The 17,382-nt window shown below is 70.2% G+C and carries 22 protein-coding genes; 9 read left to right on the forward strand and 13 right to left on the reverse strand.

Annotation, left to right across the window (positions count from 1 at the left end; all coding sequences use genetic code 11):
- Positions 1-170: 170 nt before the first annotated feature.
- Positions 171-302 carry a hypothetical protein gene (locus ACFCZ1_RS04380; protein WP_376676838.1) on the forward strand — a complete coding sequence of 44 codons (132 nt, stop codon included), beginning with the start codon at positions 171-173 and terminating at the stop codon, positions 300-302.
- A gap of 79 nt (positions 303-381) precedes the next feature.
- Here the strand turns inward: ACFCZ1_RS04380 and ACFCZ1_RS04385 are convergent, their stop codons facing one another.
- Both ACFCZ1_RS04385 and ACFCZ1_RS04390 read right to left on the reverse strand, forming a co-directional pair.
- Positions 382-600, reverse strand: a complete 219-nt coding sequence (locus ACFCZ1_RS04385; protein WP_376676839.1) for a hypothetical protein — start codon at positions 598-600, stop codon at positions 382-384.
- Between the two features lie 341 nt (positions 601-941).
- A complete protein-coding gene (locus ACFCZ1_RS04390; protein WP_376676840.1) occupies positions 942-1,388 on the reverse strand; it encodes a hypothetical protein in 447 nt (148 codons plus the stop codon).
- A 495-nt stretch (positions 1,389-1,883) separates the two neighbouring features.
- On the opposite strand from ACFCZ1_RS04390, the gene ACFCZ1_RS04395 reads away from it, so the two are divergent.
- Both ACFCZ1_RS04395 and ACFCZ1_RS04400 read left to right on the forward strand, forming a co-directional pair.
- Positions 1,884-2,237 carry a transglycosylase family protein gene (locus tag ACFCZ1_RS04395; RefSeq protein ID WP_376676841.1) on the forward strand — a complete coding sequence of 118 codons (354 nt, stop codon included), beginning with the start codon at positions 1,884-1,886 and terminating at the stop codon, positions 2,235-2,237.
- Positions 2,238-3,502: 1,265 nt separating this feature from the next.
- Positions 3,503-3,907 (forward strand): restriction endonuclease, encoded by a 405-nt coding sequence (locus ACFCZ1_RS04400; RefSeq protein WP_376676842.1) that lies wholly within the window; start codon positions 3,503-3,505, stop codon positions 3,905-3,907.
- A 230-nt stretch (positions 3,908-4,137) separates the two neighbouring features.
- Here ACFCZ1_RS04400 and ACFCZ1_RS04405 read toward each other — a convergent pair whose 3' ends face one another.
- The 4 genes from ACFCZ1_RS04405 to ACFCZ1_RS04420 all read right to left on the reverse strand — a co-directional run bounded on the left by ACFCZ1_RS04405 (position 4,138) and on the right by ACFCZ1_RS04420 (position 7,170).
- Positions 4,138-4,479 (reverse strand): alpha/beta fold hydrolase, encoded by a 342-nt coding sequence (locus tag ACFCZ1_RS04405; RefSeq protein ID WP_376676843.1) that lies wholly within the window; start codon positions 4,477-4,479, stop codon positions 4,138-4,140.
- Positions 4,476-4,760, reverse strand: a complete 285-nt coding sequence (locus tag ACFCZ1_RS04410; RefSeq protein WP_376676844.1) for a hypothetical protein — start codon at positions 4,758-4,760, stop codon at positions 4,476-4,478. The genes ACFCZ1_RS04405 and ACFCZ1_RS04410 overlap by 4 nt, the downstream gene beginning before the upstream one ends.
- A gap of 335 nt (positions 4,761-5,095) precedes the next feature.
- Positions 5,096-6,001, reverse strand: a complete 906-nt coding sequence (locus ACFCZ1_RS04415; protein WP_376676845.1) for an NADP-dependent oxidoreductase — start codon at positions 5,999-6,001, stop codon at positions 5,096-5,098.
- Between the two features lie 98 nt (positions 6,002-6,099).
- Positions 6,100-7,170: an alkene reductase gene (locus ACFCZ1_RS04420; protein ID WP_376676846.1), complete on the reverse strand. Its 1,071-nt coding sequence runs from the start codon at positions 7,168-7,170 to the stop codon at positions 6,100-6,102.
- Between the two features lie 219 nt (positions 7,171-7,389).
- Between ACFCZ1_RS04420 and ACFCZ1_RS04425 the strand changes: the two genes are divergently transcribed.
- Positions 7,390-7,923 (forward strand): MarR family winged helix-turn-helix transcriptional regulator, encoded by a 534-nt coding sequence (locus tag ACFCZ1_RS04425; RefSeq protein WP_376676847.1) that lies wholly within the window; start codon positions 7,390-7,392, stop codon positions 7,921-7,923.
- 322 nt (positions 7,924-8,245) lie between these two features.
- On the opposite strand, the gene ACFCZ1_RS04430 is transcribed toward ACFCZ1_RS04425, so the two are convergent.
- Positions 8,246-8,545 carry a hypothetical protein gene (locus ACFCZ1_RS04430; protein WP_376676848.1) on the reverse strand — a complete coding sequence of 100 codons (300 nt, stop codon included), beginning with the start codon at positions 8,543-8,545 and terminating at the stop codon, positions 8,246-8,248.
- A 425-nt stretch (positions 8,546-8,970) separates the two neighbouring features.
- Here ACFCZ1_RS04430 and ACFCZ1_RS04435 point away from each other — a divergent pair, with 425 nt between their 5' ends.
- A complete protein-coding gene (locus ACFCZ1_RS04435) occupies positions 8,971-9,213 on the forward strand; it encodes a protealysin inhibitor emfourin (protein ID WP_376676849.1) in 243 nt (80 codons plus the stop codon).
- A gap of 457 nt (positions 9,214-9,670) precedes the next feature.
- Here the strand turns inward: ACFCZ1_RS04435 and ACFCZ1_RS04440 are convergent, their stop codons facing one another.
- Entirely contained in the window at positions 9,671-10,105 is a 435-nt protein-coding gene (locus tag ACFCZ1_RS04440) for a hypothetical protein (RefSeq protein ID WP_376676850.1), read from the reverse strand.
- Between the two features lie 336 nt (positions 10,106-10,441).
- Between ACFCZ1_RS04440 and ACFCZ1_RS04445 the strand changes: the two genes are divergently transcribed.
- On the forward strand, positions 10,442-10,612 hold the full coding sequence (locus ACFCZ1_RS04445; RefSeq protein WP_376676851.1) for a hypothetical protein: 171 nt from the start codon (positions 10,442-10,444) through the stop codon (positions 10,610-10,612).
- Positions 10,613-10,651: 39 nt separating this feature from the next.
- On the forward strand, positions 10,652-10,927 hold the full coding sequence (locus ACFCZ1_RS04450; protein ID WP_376676852.1) for an isoamylase early set domain-containing protein: 276 nt from the start codon (positions 10,652-10,654) through the stop codon (positions 10,925-10,927).
- A 333-nt stretch (positions 10,928-11,260) separates the two neighbouring features.
- Here ACFCZ1_RS04450 and ACFCZ1_RS04455 read toward each other — a convergent pair whose 3' ends face one another.
- Together ACFCZ1_RS04455 and ACFCZ1_RS04460 are read right to left on the reverse strand one after the other, a co-directional pair.
- On the reverse strand, positions 11,261-11,638 hold the full coding sequence (locus ACFCZ1_RS04455) for a hypothetical protein (protein ID WP_376676853.1): 378 nt from the start codon (positions 11,636-11,638) through the stop codon (positions 11,261-11,263).
- A gap of 271 nt (positions 11,639-11,909) precedes the next feature.
- Positions 11,910-12,878, reverse strand: coding sequence for a GNAT family N-acetyltransferase (locus ACFCZ1_RS04460; RefSeq protein WP_376676854.1), 969 nt, complete (start codon positions 12,876-12,878; stop codon positions 11,910-11,912).
- Between the two features lie 53 nt (positions 12,879-12,931).
- Here ACFCZ1_RS04460 and ACFCZ1_RS04465 point away from each other — a divergent pair, with 53 nt between their 5' ends.
- Entirely contained in the window at positions 12,932-13,564 is a 633-nt protein-coding gene (locus tag ACFCZ1_RS04465; RefSeq protein WP_376676855.1) for a TetR/AcrR family transcriptional regulator, read from the forward strand.
- A gap of 216 nt (positions 13,565-13,780) precedes the next feature.
- On the opposite strand, the gene ACFCZ1_RS04470 is transcribed toward ACFCZ1_RS04465, so the two are convergent.
- Positions 13,781-14,824, reverse strand: coding sequence for a PP2C family protein-serine/threonine phosphatase (locus ACFCZ1_RS04470; protein ID WP_376676856.1), 1,044 nt, complete (start codon positions 14,822-14,824; stop codon positions 13,781-13,783).
- Positions 14,825-15,129: 305 nt separating this feature from the next.
- On the opposite strand from ACFCZ1_RS04470, the gene ACFCZ1_RS04475 reads away from it, so the two are divergent.
- Positions 15,130-15,315: a hypothetical protein gene (locus ACFCZ1_RS04475; protein WP_376676857.1), complete on the forward strand. Its 186-nt coding sequence runs from the start codon at positions 15,130-15,132 to the stop codon at positions 15,313-15,315.
- Here the strand turns inward: ACFCZ1_RS04475 and ACFCZ1_RS04480 are convergent.
- Positions 15,312-15,767 carry a transglycosylase SLT domain-containing protein gene (locus tag ACFCZ1_RS04480; protein ID WP_376676858.1) on the reverse strand — a complete coding sequence of 152 codons (456 nt, stop codon included), beginning with the start codon at positions 15,765-15,767 and terminating at the stop codon, positions 15,312-15,314. The genes ACFCZ1_RS04475 and ACFCZ1_RS04480 overlap by 4 nt on opposite strands.
- A gap of 723 nt (positions 15,768-16,490) precedes the next feature.
- Positions 16,491-17,093, reverse strand: coding sequence for a TIGR03086 family metal-binding protein (locus ACFCZ1_RS04485; protein WP_376676859.1), 603 nt, complete (start codon positions 17,091-17,093; stop codon positions 16,491-16,493).
- Positions 17,094-17,382: the final 289 nt, after the last annotated feature.

The raw sequence follows: 17,382 nt of genomic DNA on the forward strand, positions 1-17,382 counted from the left end.
CAAGATCGCAACCGACCGGGCCTACGCCATGAACACCTGGCGCGACACCTGCCGTGAGCTGGGCATCAGCCCACGATGGCAACTACGGTGCGGTCCGCCTGTTCGTGGTCGGCACGCGGACGAAACGTGCGGACGGAGCTGTCGGTCGAGGGCTACAGGCGCAAAGGAGGTTGGCCGGGCATCGATGCGTAGCAGTCCTCACCATCCTGTCCAAGATCGTGCTCCACACCGGCAAGGAACTCCACCACTTGGGTGTCCTCGCCACGGACGTGAGTCCACGCGCCGCCGTCCGGCTGGGTTAGCTGACGACCGGGGATCAGGCCGTCGGCCCGAACGCCTCGGGTCGTCGGTAGCGAGCCGACGACCCCGGGTCGGGCGTGGTCAGTAGCCGCTGCTTTCGTAGATCCGCTGGCCGTCGTACTTGCCGCCCTCGCAGTACCAGTAGCCGTTGCTGTGCTTCACCTGGTAACCGCCGCCGTACTTGCAGTCCGCCAAGGACACCTGGGGTGCGGCCGCCTCGGCCGCGAAGGACCCGGTGACGCTCATTCCTGCGAAGGCCACGGTTGCGAGGGCCAGGCCGAGCAGTCGTCGAACGCGCATGGCTTGCTCCTCTCGGGGTTAGCCCGTTTGGGTCTTTCCAGAATGACCGCGCGGCGTGTCCGTGGCATGCGCAAGTATTCCGATCGGGTGGCCCTGTGGGCAGCAGGGTGCTACGCCCAGCCGTCACCGATGTCCAGTTCGCCGTACCCGAAGAAGAACTCGGCAAGGGCCCGGCCGCCCACGGCTTCAACGATGAGGGTTGGGCCCCTGGCACGGGTCCGGACCGTGGTCCGCCGCCGTTCGCGGCTGAGTCCGTCGGTGGCGACGGTGTGGCGGCTGGAAACGGCACGACTGCTCCCCTGGCAGGCGCAGGTAGGCTGCTTCGCCCTCCTCTGGTGCCGTCAGCACTTGCGCCGGCTGCGGCGCATGAACACGAGCACGAGGAGGGCGATCCCCCCTGTGAGCAGGAGGGCCCACTTGGATCCTGCCGCGTGCGCCGCCTGACCAGCCCTTTCACGGACTGCGTCGGGGGTCTTGTCGGCTGCGAGATGTCCCGCTCGGGATGCCGTGTCGCGGACGTGCGCCGCCGTGTGCAGCAGTGGCTCGGGGGTCTTGCTCTTCGCCAGCTCAGTCACATGGCCGGCCTTCTCGCGGACCTGGGAGGTGGCCTGTTTGGCTCTGGCGATGGCGTGTTCCTTGGCTACGGCGGTCTTCTCTTTGGCCGTCGTCTTGCCGTCGGGTCCGGCCGCCGGCCCGTCGGCGTGGCCCCTTTCGCCCTGGGTGGGCTCGGCCTCCCGCGGCTCTTCGGAGGGGGTAGAGGACTCGTTACCGTCATGCTGGCTGGTCATCGGTGTGCTTCTCCATCCCGGCCATATCGGCCACGGCTTCGTTGTTGGTGCGCTCAGTGCTTCGGCTAGTGGTCCCGAGCCTCGAAGGGAGCCCGCGGTCGAAGGACCTCTGCTGTGATGATTGCGCGGCGAGCAGCTGGATGTTCGGCGCCGAGCTGGGGCTCTACTCCAGTCGGGCGCAGTCAAGACACCAGGTGAGCCGTGCCAGCCAGGCTCTGGCCGGTCAGCTCAGTGGTCGCATGGTCGGCTTCTCCGTCCGTGAGTGGACCACCAACGAGCCCGGGGGTGCTCGGAGGGTGGAGCCGTGTCGGCTACATCCCGCCCACGGCGCTGACGGGGGCGCCGTACGGGTGGCGTCGCCCGTTCGCCCGTCGAATAGGGTCGGGAACGGCGAGGAGGCGTGCTGTGCTGCGTACATGGCCCGAGGGGCCGTGAACGGGAGGCGGGACCGGCCGGATTCGTGGGGCCGGCCTGCCGGACAGCGGAGGAGTACTGATGTCTCGTATCCAGGACCGCCGGCGAACCGGAAGCATCATCGTGGCGCTGCTGTGGGCAGTTCTCGTATGTCAGGGGATACTGACCGCTTCCAGTGCTCATGCGGCCACATCATCGAAACCTCGCGTCAACTGGGACGCGATCGCCCGGTGCGAGTCCGGTGGCAACTGGCGTGCCAACACGGGAAATGGGCACTACGGAGGTCTGCAGTTCACCCGGTCGAGTTGGAAAGCCGCTGGTGGCCTGAGGTATGCGGCCCGAGCAGATCTGGCCACGAAATCCCAGCAGATCGCTGTTGCCAGGAGGCTGGCTGTGATGCAGGGCATGGGTGCCTGGACGTGCGCCCGCCGGTAGGGAGCAAGCAGGCGGTACGGCATCCGGCATCCGGCATCCGGCATCCGGCATCCGGCATCCTGAACTAGCCCTCCCCCAGTCGGGGGTGTTTGGCAACTCGCGCCGCGGCAGCGGATAGGGGCCACGCACGGAGGCACGTGAGGATCCGCCCGTGGAGTGCGGTGAGGCGCACGGGCGACGTCTGTGGACGGGCGGATGTGGCGATGGCCGGCGCTGCCGACGGCGTGGGAGGAGGAGATCTGGTCCTGCTCCCGGGCCACGCCGCCGCCGAGGTACGCGGCAAGCGTTGAACGTCTCGCGACCGCCGTACCTGTTGCCCACGGGATGCGCTCGGGAGAGGGCCGACACTCAGGGCCTTCCCGCCGCCGTCTCCCATGCCGTCGGTACCTGCGACGGGACGCTGTGCGGAATCCGGCCCTGCGGCGAGGCGCTCTCCCCTGAGGCCCGCGCAGATGTGCTGATCCGGGAGCAGCAGCGGATCGCGGGCGAGAAGCGTCGCACTGCCGCGCTCCCCCGGGGCCGGTCATCCAGCGCCGGTGGAGGAGCCGAACCGAGCCAGCGTGAGGAAGCCGCGGTCGAGCAGGCCGCGGGGGAACAACCCTGCTGGTCGGGATTCGCGTCAACTGCCAACCGTCGGCCACGGCTGGCCCAATGATGCGCCGGGCGTGGCCGAGCCAGGACCCGGCGCAGTCGCTGACCGGCAGAACTCCCTTCGCACCGGGCCCGTTTGGATCCGGAGATCCCGATCAAACGAGGGGAGACGTTCCGGGTACGCCATCGCCGGCCGGTGGTCGTGCGTGTCGGGTGGCGAGAGGGCCGCCCCAAGGGGGCAGAGCTCGCGAGGAGTGAGGAGGGGCCGTATGACGGTATCGCGAGGGCGACGGCGCGAGGCGGGCGAAGGCGCGGCGTCGGTGGGGCGTGACGTCGTGTTGGCAGTGGGGCTGGTCGGAATCGGCCTGGGAGGTTCGGCCGTGTTCGTCAGGACGGCCGTGGTGGCGGGCGGCGGTATATCGGTGATGCCGATCGTCACGATGATCGTCCTCGCTGCCGGGGTGGCGCTGGCGCGGTGGAGCGTGTCTCCAGGCAGACGCTGCTCCCCCGCGCGTGGGCCGGGCTCGCGCGGGCTGGTGGGGTCAGGCGGGCCGGTGGGGCGGGTGGGATTGGGCTCGTCGTCACCCTGCGCTGCGTCAGCGGCCGAGGCGGAGGCCGTTCCGGAAGCGGCCGTTCTACCCGAGGTAGGCTCCGATGCCCTGGACCACACGGAGGTGGACGCCGATGGCTTCGAGCACACGGTCGCCGCGTTGTGTGCCCGGGACGGCTGTCCCCATGTGGAAGTGGTGGGCGGTGCGGGGGACTTGGGGGCCGATGTGATCGCCACGACGGCGGAGGGTCTGCGCGTGGTCCTCCAGTGCAAGCACTACGGCGAGGGCAACCGGGTCGGTTCGCAGGACCTCCAGCGCTTCGGCGGCACCTGCTTCGCGGTCCACGAGGCCGATGTGGCCGTGGTCGTGACCACCAGCGCCTTCACGGCTCCGGCGGCGGAGTATGCCGCCGCCTGCGACATCGTCTGCGTCGACGGCGACGGCCTGGCCGCTTGGACGGAGTCGCGGACGCCGCCTCCGTGGGAGGCGGCCGCAACGGCGCGGGCGGAGGTAAGTGCGCAGGGGTGACGGCTGCCGGCGCCTGAAAAGCGCGTCTTCGCCCCCGGGGTGTTCGGAAAAACCGAGTTCTGGTGCTCAGCGCAGGTTCAGTGGCCTGCGCACGCCCAGAGTCCTGCAAGAGGACGGTGGTGGGCGTTTGAAGGCTTCCGAAGCCGTGGGCCGGCTGATGTAGGTGGTGCCCACATACGGCTGGCGCCGTATGTGGGGCCGGTGCTGTGTCGGCCCTGTGCAGGTGCGCCTCAGGCGTCGTGCTGGGCGAGGAAGTCGGAGATGAGCCGCTGCCACTCCTCGGGCCGCTCGACCATGGGCAGGTGGCCGGTGCGAATCTCCACGAGCTTGGCACCGGGGATGCCGTCGGCGAGCTGGCGGTGCAGGCGGGTGGAGGTGAACCCGTCCTGGACGGTGGAGATGACCAGGGTGGGCGCCTTGACGCGTGCCAGGTCGTCGCGGACGTCGATCCGGGGGGCGAGTTCGGCGTGTTCAGGGGTGCCGTCGGCGCTCGCGGCGGCGGTGAAGGCGAGGGCCTGCTGGAGCTGCTCGTCCGGCATCGCCTCCAGGGCGTCGGCGCCGACGGTCATCATCGTGAGGTATTCGGCGAGCAGTTCGCGGTCGCCGATTCGGCCGGCTTGCGCCAGATCGAGGTGGCGAGGACGAGGTGGTTGTCGCGATGGGGGAAGGTGGCGGTCAGTACGAGGGCGGTGACGCGCTCGGGGTGGCGGGCGGCGAGGCCCTCCCGGATGGGTCCGTAGGTCCCGGCGGTGCTGCTGCCGACGCCGTGGGCGAGGCCGGGGCCGGAGCCGGAGCCGGAGCCGGAGCCGGAGCCGGAGCCGGAGCCGGAGCCGGAGCCGGAGCCGGAGCCCAAGGCGGTGCGGGCGTAGGTCGCTTCGGGCAGTATGCGTGCGTGACAAGGCCGGCGTCGAGGAGTTCGCGCAGCCGGTCGGCGGGCATCCTGCCGCCGGTGCGGGCGATGGCGGTGCGAAGCCCGCCCGTCTCCTGTCGTGCCGGCACAGCTCGTGCCCCGGCCCTGGCCCCCTGGCTGCGGCCCTGGCCGCGGCCCCGGCCGCGGCCCCTGGGGATCAGCTCCGGCCCCGCCCTGGGGATCGGAGGCGGGCCGCAGCCGGCGGAGGCGGTGCGGGTGCCGGCTGCGGCTGCGGGCCGCCTCGCCCGTTGTATCGCTGCGAGGCGGCGGGACGGGGGTCAGGGCAGGAGGACGGCCTTGCCCTGGTTGCGGTGGGCTTCGAGGTCGGCATGGGCCTTCGCGGCGTCGCCCAGGGAGTAGGTGCGCCAGACCGGGACGGTGAGCCGCCCGTCGGCAGCCAGCTGCACCAGTTCCGGCAGGGCCTGGCCGCCCAGGTCAGCGGTGCCGGCGCTGAAGCGCACGCCGTGCTGCTGGGCGGACATGTCGGCGATGGTGATGACCTTGGCCGCATCGCCGGTCAGGGCGACGGAGTCGGCGAGCACGCCCGCGCCGGAGGCGTCGAAGACGAAGTTCACCCCACCCGGGGCAACGGCCCTCACCCGCTCCGCCCAGCCGTCGCCGTAGCGGACGGCGGTGGCTCCGAGGGCCGTGACGCGCTCGATGTCCTTGTCGCCGACGGTGCCGATGACGGTGATGCCGCGGGCGACGGCCAGCTGCACCGCGATGAAGCCGACGCTGCCGGCCGCACCGTGGACGAGCAGCGTCTGGCCCGCCTCGGCGCCCAGCTGGCCGAGGACGCGGTGTGCGGTCCGGCCGACCGTGACCAGCGAGGCGGCGACCTCCCACGACAGGGCTGCGGGCTTGGCCACCGGGCGCTCCAGCAGGGCGTACTCGCTGTAGCTGCCGCCGACGGTGGCGCCGAGGACCTCGTCCCCCACGGCTGCAGCCGCTCCCTCGCCGACCGCGTCGACGACACCCGCCGCGTCCACGCCCGGGATCACCGGGAAGCGCGCGGGGGCGGCCTTGGTCATCAGGCCGGACCGGATCTTCAGGTCGAGCGGGTTCACGGAGGCGGCCTTGACCTTGATCCGGACCTGGCCCGGGCCCGGCTCGGGCGGGGCGACTTCGGTCGGGCGCAGCACCTCGGGCGGGCCGTACTCGGCGAAGGTGATCGCAGTGGACATGGGGAACTCCCAGGTAGAGGTAGGTGGAGAAGGCGAAGCGCACGCGCTGTGACTCACTGTGCGGCCACGAGTGCGGACCGTGCCGGTGGCCTCGCCGCTCAGGCGTTGAGAGTCGGGTAATCGGTGTAACCGCGGTGGTCGCCGCCGTAGAAGGTGGACGTGTCCGGGCTGTTGAACGGGCCCCCGGCGGCCAGGCGACGCGGCAGGTCGGGGTTGGCCAGGAACAGCGCCCCGTAGGCGACCATGTCCGCCGCCCCGTCCTCGATCAGCTTCAGCGCCTCGGGGCCGGTGACCTCGGGGTAGGTGAACGGGTTGAGGACGAACGTGCCGGGCCAGGCCTTGCGGAGCCGTGCGGTCAGGTCGCGGTCCGGGCCCTCCATCAGGTGCAGGTAGGCGAGGTTCAGGTCGGCGAGCTTGGCCAGCAGCGTCTCGTACACCTCGGACGGGTGGGGCTCGGCGATGTCGTTGTACGGGTTGCCGGGCGAGATCCGCAGGCCCACCCGGTGGCTGCCGACGGCCTCCGCCACGGCTGCGGCGACCTCGACGGCGAAGCGGATCCGGCCCTCGACCGTGCCGCCCCAGGCATCGGTGCGCAGGTTGGTGGCGGGGGCGAGGAACTGGTGGATGAGGTAGCCGTTGGCGCCGTGGAGCTCCACGCCGTCGAACCCGGCCTCGACGGCGCCCCGGGCCGCGGCGGCGAAGTCGGTGATCGTCTGTCGGATCTCCGCCTCGTTCAGCTCCGTCGGCGTCACGAAGTCCTTCGGTCCTTCGTGGGTGTAGACCTGGCCCTTGGCGGCCACCGCCGAGGGCGCGACCGGCGCCAGACCCTCGGGCAGCAGGCTGGGGTGGCCGATCCGGCCGGTGTGCATGAGCTGCGCGAAGATCACCCCGCGCTCGCGGTGCACCGCGTCGGTCACCGTCCGCCACGCCGCCACCTGCCCGGGCGTGTGCAGTCCGGGGGTGTTGGGGTAGCCCTGACCGACCGGCGAGGGCTGGATGCCCTCCGTGACGATCAGCCCCGCACTGGCGCGCTGCGCGTAGTACTTCGCCATCAGCTCGGTCGGCTCCGCACCCGGCCCGTAGGCGCGGCTGCGGGTCATCGGCGCCATCACGATACGGCTGGCCAGGGTCTTGGCGCCCAGAACGATCGGATCGAAAGCAGTGGTCATGATCTCTTCCCTCGAGAGTGGATGGGCGGTGGCCCCGACACATCCAACGTAGCAGTTACCTGTCCGAACAAGTAAATACCCGAAAGCCATTCCCCGGCCCTCGAGTGACGCGCATCACGCCTGCCCATCTGCAGAACCGCATTGGGAGGACGGGCAAAGCCCTTGGGGGTCCACGTCGCGCGGTACCGTTGGTTGACCGATCAGGGAAGCGAGGAAGAGATGACACAGTCCACCCCGACGGCCGGGCAGGATCCCGCAAGGTCCGGGCAGGAGGCCAGCGTCCCGGTTCCGGCCGCGGCGAGCGGCGGACCCATCAGCCACGCGATCTTCCGCCTCGCCAGGCTGCACCGCATGTACGCCGGACAACTCCTGCGCCGCATCGGCCTGCACCCGGGCCAGGAGCTGGTCATGATGCACCTGTGGGAACTCGGCCCCCAGCGGCAGACCGACCTCGTACGGCTGCTGGACTCCGACGCCGCCACCATGACCCGCACCGTCCAGCGCCTGGAACAGGCCGGCTTCGTCCGCCGCCGCCCCTCCCCCACCGACAAGCGCGCGTCGCTCATCGAACCCACGGCCGCCAGCCACGCCCTGCGCCGCGAGGTCGAGAAGGCCTGGAGCCAGCTCGAAGACCTCGTCGCCGCGGGCCTGACCTCCGACGAGCGCACCGCCGCCCTGCACACCCTGGAACGCCTGGAGCACAACCTCGTCCAGGCCGCCGCCGATCCCGGATGCGCAGGGACGGAGCGTTAGCCGGCCCCGGTGCGGCGATCAGGCCACTTCGGCCGGACCGGGGTCCGCCGCCTCAGCAGGACGTTGCCGTGGACCAGGGCGGACTACAGCAGGTGTAGGACCAGGGCAGCCGCCGACCTCCTGGCTTTCCTTGTCCGCTCCAGTCAGGTCAGGTCGCCGGTCGCCGCCCTTGCCGTAGAACAAGTCGTGGTTGGCGGAGTTCCAGTCTCCGCCGCCTGCGGGCCGTCGTGAATCTCCTGCCGCAGGTCGACGTCCGCCGGGCAGCCGCAAATGAACGCCGTACGCACGGCCCCAGCCGCCACAGTGATCACGAAGGCGGGAATCAACGCACTTGGATGCCTGCGCCGTACGGCGTGCCGCCACTGTGGCAGATGGCGGTGCTGGTGGTACCGACCCGGCGCCACGTGGGGTCGTAGACGGTGTAATCCTGCGCCAAGGGCCTGTCGCACTTCGTGTACACGCGGAACTCACCGGTGCCGTTGGTGCACGTACCGGCCGCGGTGGTACGGGACTTGTACCACGTACGGCAGTCGTACGGGTCTGCGGCCGCAGGGCTCGCCGCGGCCAACGCCAGTCCGGCGCCCAGGACCAGCGAGGTCATCAAGGATCCGACGCGCTTCATCCACGGCCCCCGATCGAGAGGTTCATCTGGGGGCGCATCGCGTCGCTCTCGCGTCGGAGTCCCCGAATGCCTCCACTATCCGCACGTCGTCCGGCCACCACAACCCCGCACAGAGGAACACCGGGACGCCGGAACGCCGGAACTCAGGGCCGGCTCGGCGAACGGTGAGGCCGCGGTGGCGTACCAGCCCCACCCACGGCCCGGGGTTCCGCGGGCTCCAGGTACCCGATGTCGCCCTGGACGACATGCCGCCGGAGGGCGACGCCGCTCGGGCCCTGACGACGGTCAGCCAACCGGCGGCGTTTTCCGGACGTTCATACAGCCGGGATCCTTCTCCGTGACAGCGGGCCGGTGTTCGGGGTATCCGGGGCAATGGCTGCGACGTGCAGACCATACGAACCCACGGGGAACAGGGAGGAACAGCCATGCTGATCACGGTCACCCGCTCCGGAGGCTTCGCCGGCCTCGAGAAGCTCCGCGCACTCGACACCTCGGGCCGCGTGGACGCGGCGGAGCTGGAGGAACTCGCGCTACGGGCCGTCGCCGCCGGGGCCGACGGCTACCACTACCGGATTACCGTCGACGACGAGGTACTCGACCTGCAGGACCCCTGCCTCTCCGACGCCCAGCGAACACTGATCCGCACCGTCCTCGGCGAAGGCGCCTGACCGGGCCTGGGCGTCCCCACCTTCCACCGTCTACTCCCGGTGCGCGTAGGCGCGTTGGCGCGTTGGCGCGTTGGCGCGTTGCTCCAGGAGATCAGCGCGGAGAAACGCGGCCGCGGCCAGCCCGCGCGCTCGCGCATCACCACGATGGCTTGCACGGGGGCGACTGGCGAATCCGGGGCCGTCCGCGGTACCAGCCGCGTTCCCGGCCGGGTACATCAGACGCTCAGGACCCTGACACCCACGGCGAACGCGTCACCCTCTGGCTCGCCGCAGGGCCAGGGCCAGGGCCAGGGAATCGCCCATCGCCTCATGCGATCGGTGTCTGCCCGACGCGATCAGGCCCCTCCGCTGCCGCCAGGGGTAATGGGGAAGCCGGAGAGGTGGTCAGCCTCTCCGGCGTCTACTGTGGGCGGCTCGCCGGGACGTAGTCCCCGGGGGCCTACGAGGCCGTCCGCCCTCACTTACCGAGCTTCGCCTTCAGGTCCGCCTTGAGCTGCTTCTTGATCTGCCCCTTGTTGACCTTGTTCACGGTGCCGCCCGTGCCGGTGCCGTTACCCCCGGTGGCCGTGGCGTCACCCAGGTTGGTGGCGTCGGCGCTGGCGTTGCCGCCGGTGGCGTTGCCGGTGGTGATCACGCACTTGCCCTTGCAGCTGCCGACACCGGAGTTCGCGGCCCCACCGGTGGCCGTGCCACCGACCGTGGTGTTCTCGGCGTTGGCGTCACCACCGGTACCGATCCCGTCGGCACTGTCGCCGTGGGCGAGGGTGACGGCCTGCTGCGGGACCGCGGCCGGGGCGGCCATCGCCGTCGCCGGCAGGGCGATACCGCCACCCACCAGCGCCAGGGAAGCTCCGGCCAGAACAACACGACGATTCGAGAACAGCTTGTGCATGGGAATTCTCCATTCGGAATGAAAGAGGTTTGGAAAACCGCCCCACAAAACAGACCTGGGGTAATTTTTCGGCCTCACATTTTCCGGGAAATCCCTGGTGAGGACGTGCTTCAAATAAACCCTTCAGAGGGGCGTGCGTCACGCCCCTTCAATACGTGACTGGACATACAGAACCGATCTTGGTAAAAGTCGCCGCCGTGTCGGCGCAGGCCGTCCGAGTCGTCCGGGCATGCGGCGTCCGGCCGCGGCATTCGCCCGGGTACTCCCGCCGATCCTCCGCCACGGCCAGAGGTAAGGGCCCGGCTCCGCGGACCGAACGGACCAGGTCCCTGCCGGATGGCCACGGTCAGACGATCACCGTCCGCACGGTCGCGCACCCTCACCCGGCTGCTCGTGTCCGGCCCGCTCGCCGGTGAGCCGACGGCCGATCCGGCGTCCGGCCGGGTGACCTCCGCCCCGTTCAAGGCCGTGTACCGCAGCACCGGCATCACGCACAGGCGAGGATGAACGAGCTCGTTCCCCGTTTCTTCGCGTCTGGAGTCTTCAGTGCTCGAACGCAAGCAGCTCAAGGGCCGTACCCAGGTCACCTTCATCCTCCCCGCCGACACTCCGAACGGGCCGGTGAGCGTCGTCGGAGACTTCAACCACTGGAACCCCGCCGCTCACCCCCTGGAGCCCCGCGGCGACGGAACCCGCGCCGCGACCGTCGCCCTCCCCGCCCGCAGCGCGCACTCCTTCCGCTACCTCGCGGCGGACGACCACTGGTTCAACGACGAGCACGCCGACAGCCACGACGGCCTCAACAGCCGCATTCACACCTGATCAGCAGCCGACTGCCCCGGCCGCGCCCTGAAGCGGCCGGGAGCCGGCCACCCCTTCGAAGGTTCTGGACGACAAGGGCTCGGGGCCCGGGTGTGTTGTGCGAGTCCGGGTCCGGGTCCGGGTTGGAGACGGTCATGGTCCACGGTCCCCGGCTCGACGGGCACTCCGCGTGACGTACCTCAGGTCCGCGCTCGAACGTGCGACCGGCCGTGCTGTGGCCGGGAGGGGTTTGCCGGGTCACGGCGTTCCCCCAGCTACCGCTGGGAGGGGCCCCCAGCGCGGTGCATCGCAAGGCGGAGGGCCGCGACCCGGTGAACCTTGCCGGTCACAGCACTAGCGACCCCCGGCCCCCCGGCCTCGATGCTCCACGGCATGGAGGGCAAGGCCGGCTACGGCAGTGGCGGTGAGGAGGCCCGCCGCCATGAACCCGTCGCGTGAGTGCCAGGACAACACCGACCAGCGGGAACGCGCGGAAAGCAGCGACCCTGTGCTGAGCCAGGAGGCGGCGGAGAGCAGGGAGAGGGAGGACCCGATGGATGCGGCAGAGAGAGCGGAACCCACGGATCCGATCGACAGGACCGAGCCCACAGAGCCGATGGACAGCACGGAGCCGACCGAGCCGATCGACAGCACCGAGTCCTTGGACCAGAGCGAGAGGTAGGACCGGTCGTCCCGGCACCACGAGTTCGCCAACGCACGCGGTTCGATCATGCGCTCATCCTGTCTCACGCCGGCGGTTGTGGAAACCCGTCCACAGGACCACTTCTTCGGCTTCCGCGCAGAAACGATCGCCGCAGCCTCTTGCCCCTTGGCTCTCCTGGGTGGATGGCGGCCATCCCCGGCCGGCAGCCGGGCCGGCCCGTTGGGGACCCGCGCCAGCCGCTCCGCTCCGCGCACGCAGCCAGATGAGGCAGCACTCGCTCGTCCGGGCCGGTTCGCCGTAGCTTGGCCGCACTCGTCGCCGCCGGCGTCACGCGGCGCCCTACACGTCCACCCAGGCCATCGAGCTCATCCTCCAGCCTGCGGACGTCCGGACGAACTGGGTGGTCTTGCTGCCTGAGCCCTCGAACCAGTCACCGTTGAGGAAGCCCGACTTGCGGTATTCGCTGAACCGGTGCGCGATCGAGCCGAGGATTTCGGTCCGCTCGGCCACTTCCCATTCGGAGAATTCCGTCAGCGTCCCATCGGTGAGGATCTTCTGCCGGGGTTCGATGAACCCGTCGAGGTCGTAGATCACGGGATCGTCCCCGACGTTGCTGACAATCGTTCCTTGCGGAATGAACACCTCACGGACGACGGCGACGTTCGGCCGGCTGCCTCCGGTGTTGGTGAACGCCCCCAGGAAGACGCTCATCAACCGGTCGAGCTGGGCCTTGACGTCGGGCGCGGGTACCCGGCCGACGGGTGAGACGCCGGACCACTCTTCGGCGAGGACGGACCAGATCTCCTTGTCGTGCCGCACGCCCCGGTAGGGATGACGCTGCCGCAGCACACCGTCGCGTGTCATCCCGAGTCGGCGCGCGGCTTCGATGCTGCGGTGGTTGCCCGCCGCGACCCACCATTCGACGCGGCTCATCCCGCGTTGCCCGAAAGCCCAGTCGATCAACACGCGGCAAGCCCGGGTCGCCAGCCCGCGGCCTGCGGCACCCGCTTCCAGCCAGCAGCCGATCTCGCAGACCCCGGTGGTGGCGTCGAAGTTGGTGAACATGACACCGCCGACCAGTGTGCCGTCCAGCCAGATCCCGCAGATCCGGCGGGCGTCTTTGGCCTGCTCGTCCGCATAACGCTGGAGGGTCGCCGTGGCGGAGGCGAGGTCGGTGCTGAACGTCGCCCAAGGTATCCAGGGGTCCACATACGGCCGGGCGCGGTCCATGTGGTCGAGGAACTCCTGCGCGTGCCAGGGCTCCAGGGGGCGGAGCTGAGCATGGTCACCGAGCGGCAATTCGAACACGGATCCCTCATCCCACTGGTACGTAGCGAGCGTTCGGTAGGTAAGGTAGCAGCATGCCACCCGCACCAGGAGATCGTGAAGCCCGCCGCCAGGACGTCTCCCAGGCCGTCTGGCACGTCCTCGCCGACAAGGGATTCGGCGGGCTGACACTGCGCGCCGTGGCCTCGGCGATGGGCGTCTCGACGGGGATGCTCATGCACTACTTCCCGACCAAGCGGGCCTTGGTCGCGCACGCCCTGGACCTGCTGGAGAAGCGCACCGCGGAACGTCCCCGACGCGAACGACCCGCCGAAGGCCTCGGCACCGTACGGGTCATGTTGCTGGACATCCTGCCGCTGACCGCGGACGACACCGCCCGCAACCGCATCTGGGTCAGCTCCTGGGACCTCGCCCTCGCCGACGACGGGCTCGGCGTGGAGCAGGCCGACCGCTACACCCGACTGCGCTCGACGATCCGCCCGCACTTCGAAGCCGCTCGTAGCCTGGGGGAGCTGCCCGCGACCGCCGATCCGGAGCGACTCGCGGCCACCGCGGTCGCCTTCGTCCACGGACTCGTCGTCCAGGCCCTCTTCGACCCCGGCCGGTTCCCCGTGGACGTACAGGCCTCCATGCTCGACGACTTCCTCGCTTCGATCGCGCCGGCCGGGCCTGACGCAGCCGTCGCCAGGCCGGTCCCTGACCAGTAGGGCACACCAGCCCCGGAGCATCATGCCGGGCCGTCGACGCTCCCCGAAGGGAAGAACGCCGCCGGCGAAGGGTTCGAGGCCGCACCCCTACGGGCATCCGCCGAGGAGACAGGCTGCCCAGCGCGAAGTCCGACGGACCGCTGCCGACCCTGCTCACAGGCCTGCGTCCGGGCCTGCGTCCCGGCCTGCGAAGTCCCAACCACTGCTTCCAGCCGCCTATACGGGCTGCTCTTGGGCCTGAGTGCTCGAGCACCGCACAGCAAGGACCGCGACGTCATCCTCAAGCCTTCCGCCACTGTAGTGAACCAGGGCCCGGTGAAGCCGGTCGAGCAGCTCGCGGGGCGGCGTCGGGCTTTGCTGACGCATCCACTCCGGCAGCGGGAAGAAGTCGCCGTCGCGATCCCTGGTCTCCGTGACCCCGTCCGTGTAAAGCAGCAGCTGGTCGCCCGGAGCGAAGAAGAGGGTGTCGACGCAGTAGTGGTCTCCGATGAGCGATGCGAGGTTGAGGGGCGGGGACGGGGTGGTCGGGTCCACGACGCGGATCTCGCCGTGGCGCACGAGCAAGGGCGGGGGGTGCCCGCAGTTGAGAATCCTGACGCAGCCTCCGCCATGCGGGATCTCGGCGACAACAGCGGTCGCAAAGCGTTCTGGGAGGTCCAGAGCGGGGATCGCAGCGCTGTGGCGGGAGATGCTGGCTTCCAGGCGATGGACGATGCCCTTCAGGTCGGGCTCGTCGTACACGGCCTCCCTGAAACTGCTGATCACCGCTGAGGCCGCTCCTACCGCGGACAGACCCTTGCCGCGTACGTCGCCGATGAGCAGCCGGACCCCGAACGGCGTGCCGACCGCCTCGTAGAAGTCTCCACCGATCCGGGCCTGCTCCTGGGCCGCCAGGTAGAGCGACTCGATCTCGACGTTCTCGATGCGGCGCGGCAGTGGGCGCAGCAGTACTTTCTGGGCTGCGTCGGCGACGAGCCGGACGTGGATGAGCGTCTCCTCCCGCTGGAGTCGGACATGGCTCGCGTACGCGGCAGCCAAGGTGACCGCGATGATCGCGGCCGCCGTGTACGGCGTCCCCAGGTCGGCGTAGGCGAAGCTCAGGCCGATCATGACCAGCAGGCAGAACGTCCCCAGCAGGATCGTGGGGAGCACGGGCCACATCGCGGCAGCGAGGGCAGGCGCGGCAGGCAGGAGGCGACTGAAGGCGAACTCCCTCGGCGTGGAGAACGCCAGAGCGGTGATGAGGACGGTAACGATCACCGGTGACAGCAGGGCAGCGTCCCACCGGCCGCCATAGAGAGGGTGACGGAGCCCCGACCGCCTTGGCCTGATCACAGAATGAATCATATCGGTGCAAAATGAGCATCGGGTCGCGGCGAAGCGCGCCGTTCACGCTGGGTGATCAGCCGCTTGCGCCTCAAGTGCGCCGATCCGCTCGATCGAGGCCGTGATCACGGCACCGTCCCAGGCGTGGCGGCCCGATGTCGCAAGCGGCGGCACCGGGCCGAACGGGTGGCGAGCCGAACGGGTCGAACGGGTGATGGGCGCCGCCGAGGTTCGCAGCGGTGACGGACATGCTGTCGCCGGCCTCCACCACCAAGAGCTCGGGACGGACCGAGGTCACGTCCAAGGCGGGCTACGCTCCGGTGGGCTCGGTGGCCGGCTACGCGAAGACGCCCGGCCGGGATGGTCCTCGGCCGGGCGTCTTCGTGTGTCTGCTGTCTGCTGTCTGCTGTCCGCTGGTGGCTTAGTACCAGTGGTTGGCCTGCCAGAAGTTCCAGGCACCGACCGGGCTGCCGTAGCGCTCGTTCATGTAGTCCAGGCCCCACTTGATCTGGGTGGCCGGGTTGGTCTTCCAGTCCGAGCCCGCGGAAGCCATCTTCGACGCCGGCAGAGCCTGGACCAGGCCGTACGCACCGGAGGAAGCGTTCGTGGCGGTGGGGTTCCAGCCGCTCTCGTGCGAGACGATCTTGTCAAAGGCGGCGAACTGGGCCGGGTCCTTGATCATCTGCTGGGCGATCGCCTTGGCGCTCGTCGGGGCGGCCTGCGCGGGAACCGCGGCCAGCATGGAACCGGCGACACCCAGGGCGACGACGGAACCCGCGAGGGTCTTCCTGGAAGCGGCGATGCGGCGGATGACGGCGTTGGACACGGATGGGCCTTCCGAAGGGGACAAGGGCGGTCGCAGGCATGCCGAAGACATGCGTGAGCCACTCACGCGAAGGAGAGGGGTTCGACGGCGGGAGGGTGAAGTACCGAAGTACCCCTGCCGCCCTGCGACTCATCCAGTTCTACAGACCCCACCAGACCCTGGCAACGAGCCCGCCTACTAGCGAACCTCGCAGCCCGGGCACCGCAGCCCCCCTCCCCGCTCACCGGTATCGGTGCAGGTGGAGGGGCTGCGGAAGGGGTGAAATGCCCCTGAAAAGGGCTACTATCCCATTTCGTATGTGACGTGGGCCCTATGGGACGGCTCACCGCCACGAGCCCCCGATCTCACGCAACGTGGCCGGCCGTGCACCTTCGAGGGCACGGCAGAAAGCGGACTAAACGTCCGAATCTAAGGAAATCGGGCATCGGAGGCGGTCCATTACGCGCCGCCCGCCCCAGCACCGTCAGCGGCCCCTCGCGCTGGCCTCACGGCCGCCCCGCACCCGGCGACGGCCAAGGGCGGCGACCGAGGGGATGGCGCACTACCGCCGCGGCCCCACCCGCCGCTCGGCAACAGGCCTCGGGTCAGGACAGGCCGAGAACCGCGGCGGCCTGGGAAGGCCCACGGGCGGGAGGCCAGTGGAGCCGACGGCGGCACAGCCAGAGCTTCTCGGGCAGCGTCCACACGCCCTGGGTGCTCTTCGCGGCGCGGCGAGGTCCAACCTGCCCGGCAACTTCCCACCCGCCTCTTCGCTGTGCCCCGATGCGTCGCGGTTCACCGGATGGCCGGCAGCGCCCACCCCGGATCGCGCCCGCTCAGCCCGACTGCCCGGTCCAACAGCGGGGCGTCGTCCGGTACGGGCACGATGGCTCCGAAGATGCCCCCGCCACGGCTCTCGTCCTCGGCAGCCGCCAGGAGGAACGCGTGCGAGGCGCGCAGGGCGGCCTGATCGGGTGCGTACTCCTGGCCGGTGGCCCGGGCCAGGTCCCAGCCGTGGATCACGAGTTCGTCGACGGCCACGGCAACCGCGATTTCGCCGGGCAGATCCACACCGCCCGCCCGGGTCATGCCGGTCCAGGCCGCCGGATCCTTCCAGGCTTCGGCCAGTTCGCCGAGTACCCGGGGCAGTTCCTCGCGCCAATCGGCGGGCAGGGAGGGCTTGGCTGAGCCGGGGGCGGTGTCCGTCGTGGAGCCCAGGTCCTTGCGGGCGGCGTCGCGGAACGCGGCGGCGAGGCCTGCGAGGTGACCCAGCAGGTCGCTGACCGTGTACTCGGGACAGGGCGTCCGGCCGCCGAGCATCGCGTCCGGGACGCCCGCCACGAGACGGGCCACGATCCGGGCTTGTGGTCCGAGGTCGAGAGTCGTCGTATCGGTCATCTGGCGCTCCTCCGGGTCGATGGGTTTGAAAGGTCTGAAGCGTCTGAAGGGTCTGAAGGGTAGACCGACAGCGGGGCCCGGACTCGTCGCAACGCGGGCCGGCGAACCACTCGCCGACGTCAGGTGCCCGGGACGCCGTGACCAGTTCGTCGACCGGCCGACGTCGACCGGCCAACACGGACGCGCCGACGCGGCGCCGGCCGATTCCCGCGCGGCCCGCCAGCCGCACTCCGCACGGAACCGCCCCCGCCGACGTGCCGCCCCGGACACAGCACTGCCTGCCCGTCAT

The organism is Streptomyces sp. NPDC056224 (assembly GCF_042267665.1).
Lineage (GTDB): Bacteria > Actinomycetota > Actinomycetes > Streptomycetales > Streptomycetaceae > Streptomyces.

What these genes read in the sequence shown, in the direction of transcription:
- ACFCZ1_RS04385 (WP_376676839.1), bottom strand. Translation starts at nt 600, where the DNA reads ATGCGCGTTCGACGACTGCTCGGCCTGGCCCTCGCAACCGTGGCCTTC.
- ACFCZ1_RS04390 (WP_376676840.1), bottom strand. Translation starts at nt 1,388, where the DNA reads ATGACCAGCCAGCATGACGGTAACGAGTCCTCTACCCCCTCCGAAGAG.
- ACFCZ1_RS04395 (WP_376676841.1), top strand. Translation starts at nt 1,884, where the DNA reads ATGTCTCGTATCCAGGACCGCCGGCGAACCGGAAGCATCATCGTGGCG.
- ACFCZ1_RS04405 (WP_376676843.1), bottom strand. Translation starts at nt 4,479, where the DNA reads ATGATGACCGTCGGCGCCGACGCCCTGGAGGCGATGCCGGACGAGCAG.
- ACFCZ1_RS04415 (WP_376676845.1), bottom strand. Translation starts at nt 6,001, where the DNA reads ATGTCCACTGCGATCACCTTCGCCGAGTACGGCCCGCCCGAGGTGCTG.
- ACFCZ1_RS04420 (WP_376676846.1), bottom strand. Translation starts at nt 7,170, where the DNA reads ATGACCACTGCTTTCGATCCGATCGTTCTGGGCGCCAAGACCCTGGCC.
- ACFCZ1_RS04425 (WP_376676847.1), top strand. Translation starts at nt 7,390, where the DNA reads ATGACACAGTCCACCCCGACGGCCGGGCAGGATCCCGCAAGGTCCGGG.
- ACFCZ1_RS04430 (WP_376676848.1), bottom strand. Translation starts at nt 8,545, where the DNA reads ATGAAGCGCGTCGGATCCTTGATGACCTCGCTGGTCCTGGGCGCCGGA.
- ACFCZ1_RS04435 (WP_376676849.1), top strand. Translation starts at nt 8,971, where the DNA reads ATGCTGATCACGGTCACCCGCTCCGGAGGCTTCGCCGGCCTCGAGAAG.
- ACFCZ1_RS04440 (WP_376676850.1), bottom strand. Translation starts at nt 10,105, where the DNA reads ATGCACAAGCTGTTCTCGAATCGTCGTGTTGTTCTGGCCGGAGCTTCC.
- ACFCZ1_RS04445 (WP_376676851.1), top strand. Translation starts at nt 10,442, where the DNA reads ATGGCCACGGTCAGACGATCACCGTCCGCACGGTCGCGCACCCTCACC.
- ACFCZ1_RS04455 (WP_376676853.1), bottom strand. Translation starts at nt 11,638, where the DNA reads ATGATCGAACCGCGTGCGTTGGCGAACTCGTGGTGCCGGGACGACCGG.
- ACFCZ1_RS04465 (WP_376676855.1), top strand. Translation starts at nt 12,932, where the DNA reads ATGCCACCCGCACCAGGAGATCGTGAAGCCCGCCGCCAGGACGTCTCC.
- ACFCZ1_RS04480 (WP_376676858.1), bottom strand. Translation starts at nt 15,767, where the DNA reads ATGTCTTCGGCATGCCTGCGACCGCCCTTGTCCCCTTCGGAAGGCCCA.
- ACFCZ1_RS04485 (WP_376676859.1), bottom strand. Translation starts at nt 17,093, where the DNA reads ATGACCGATACGACGACTCTCGACCTCGGACCACAAGCCCGGATCGTG.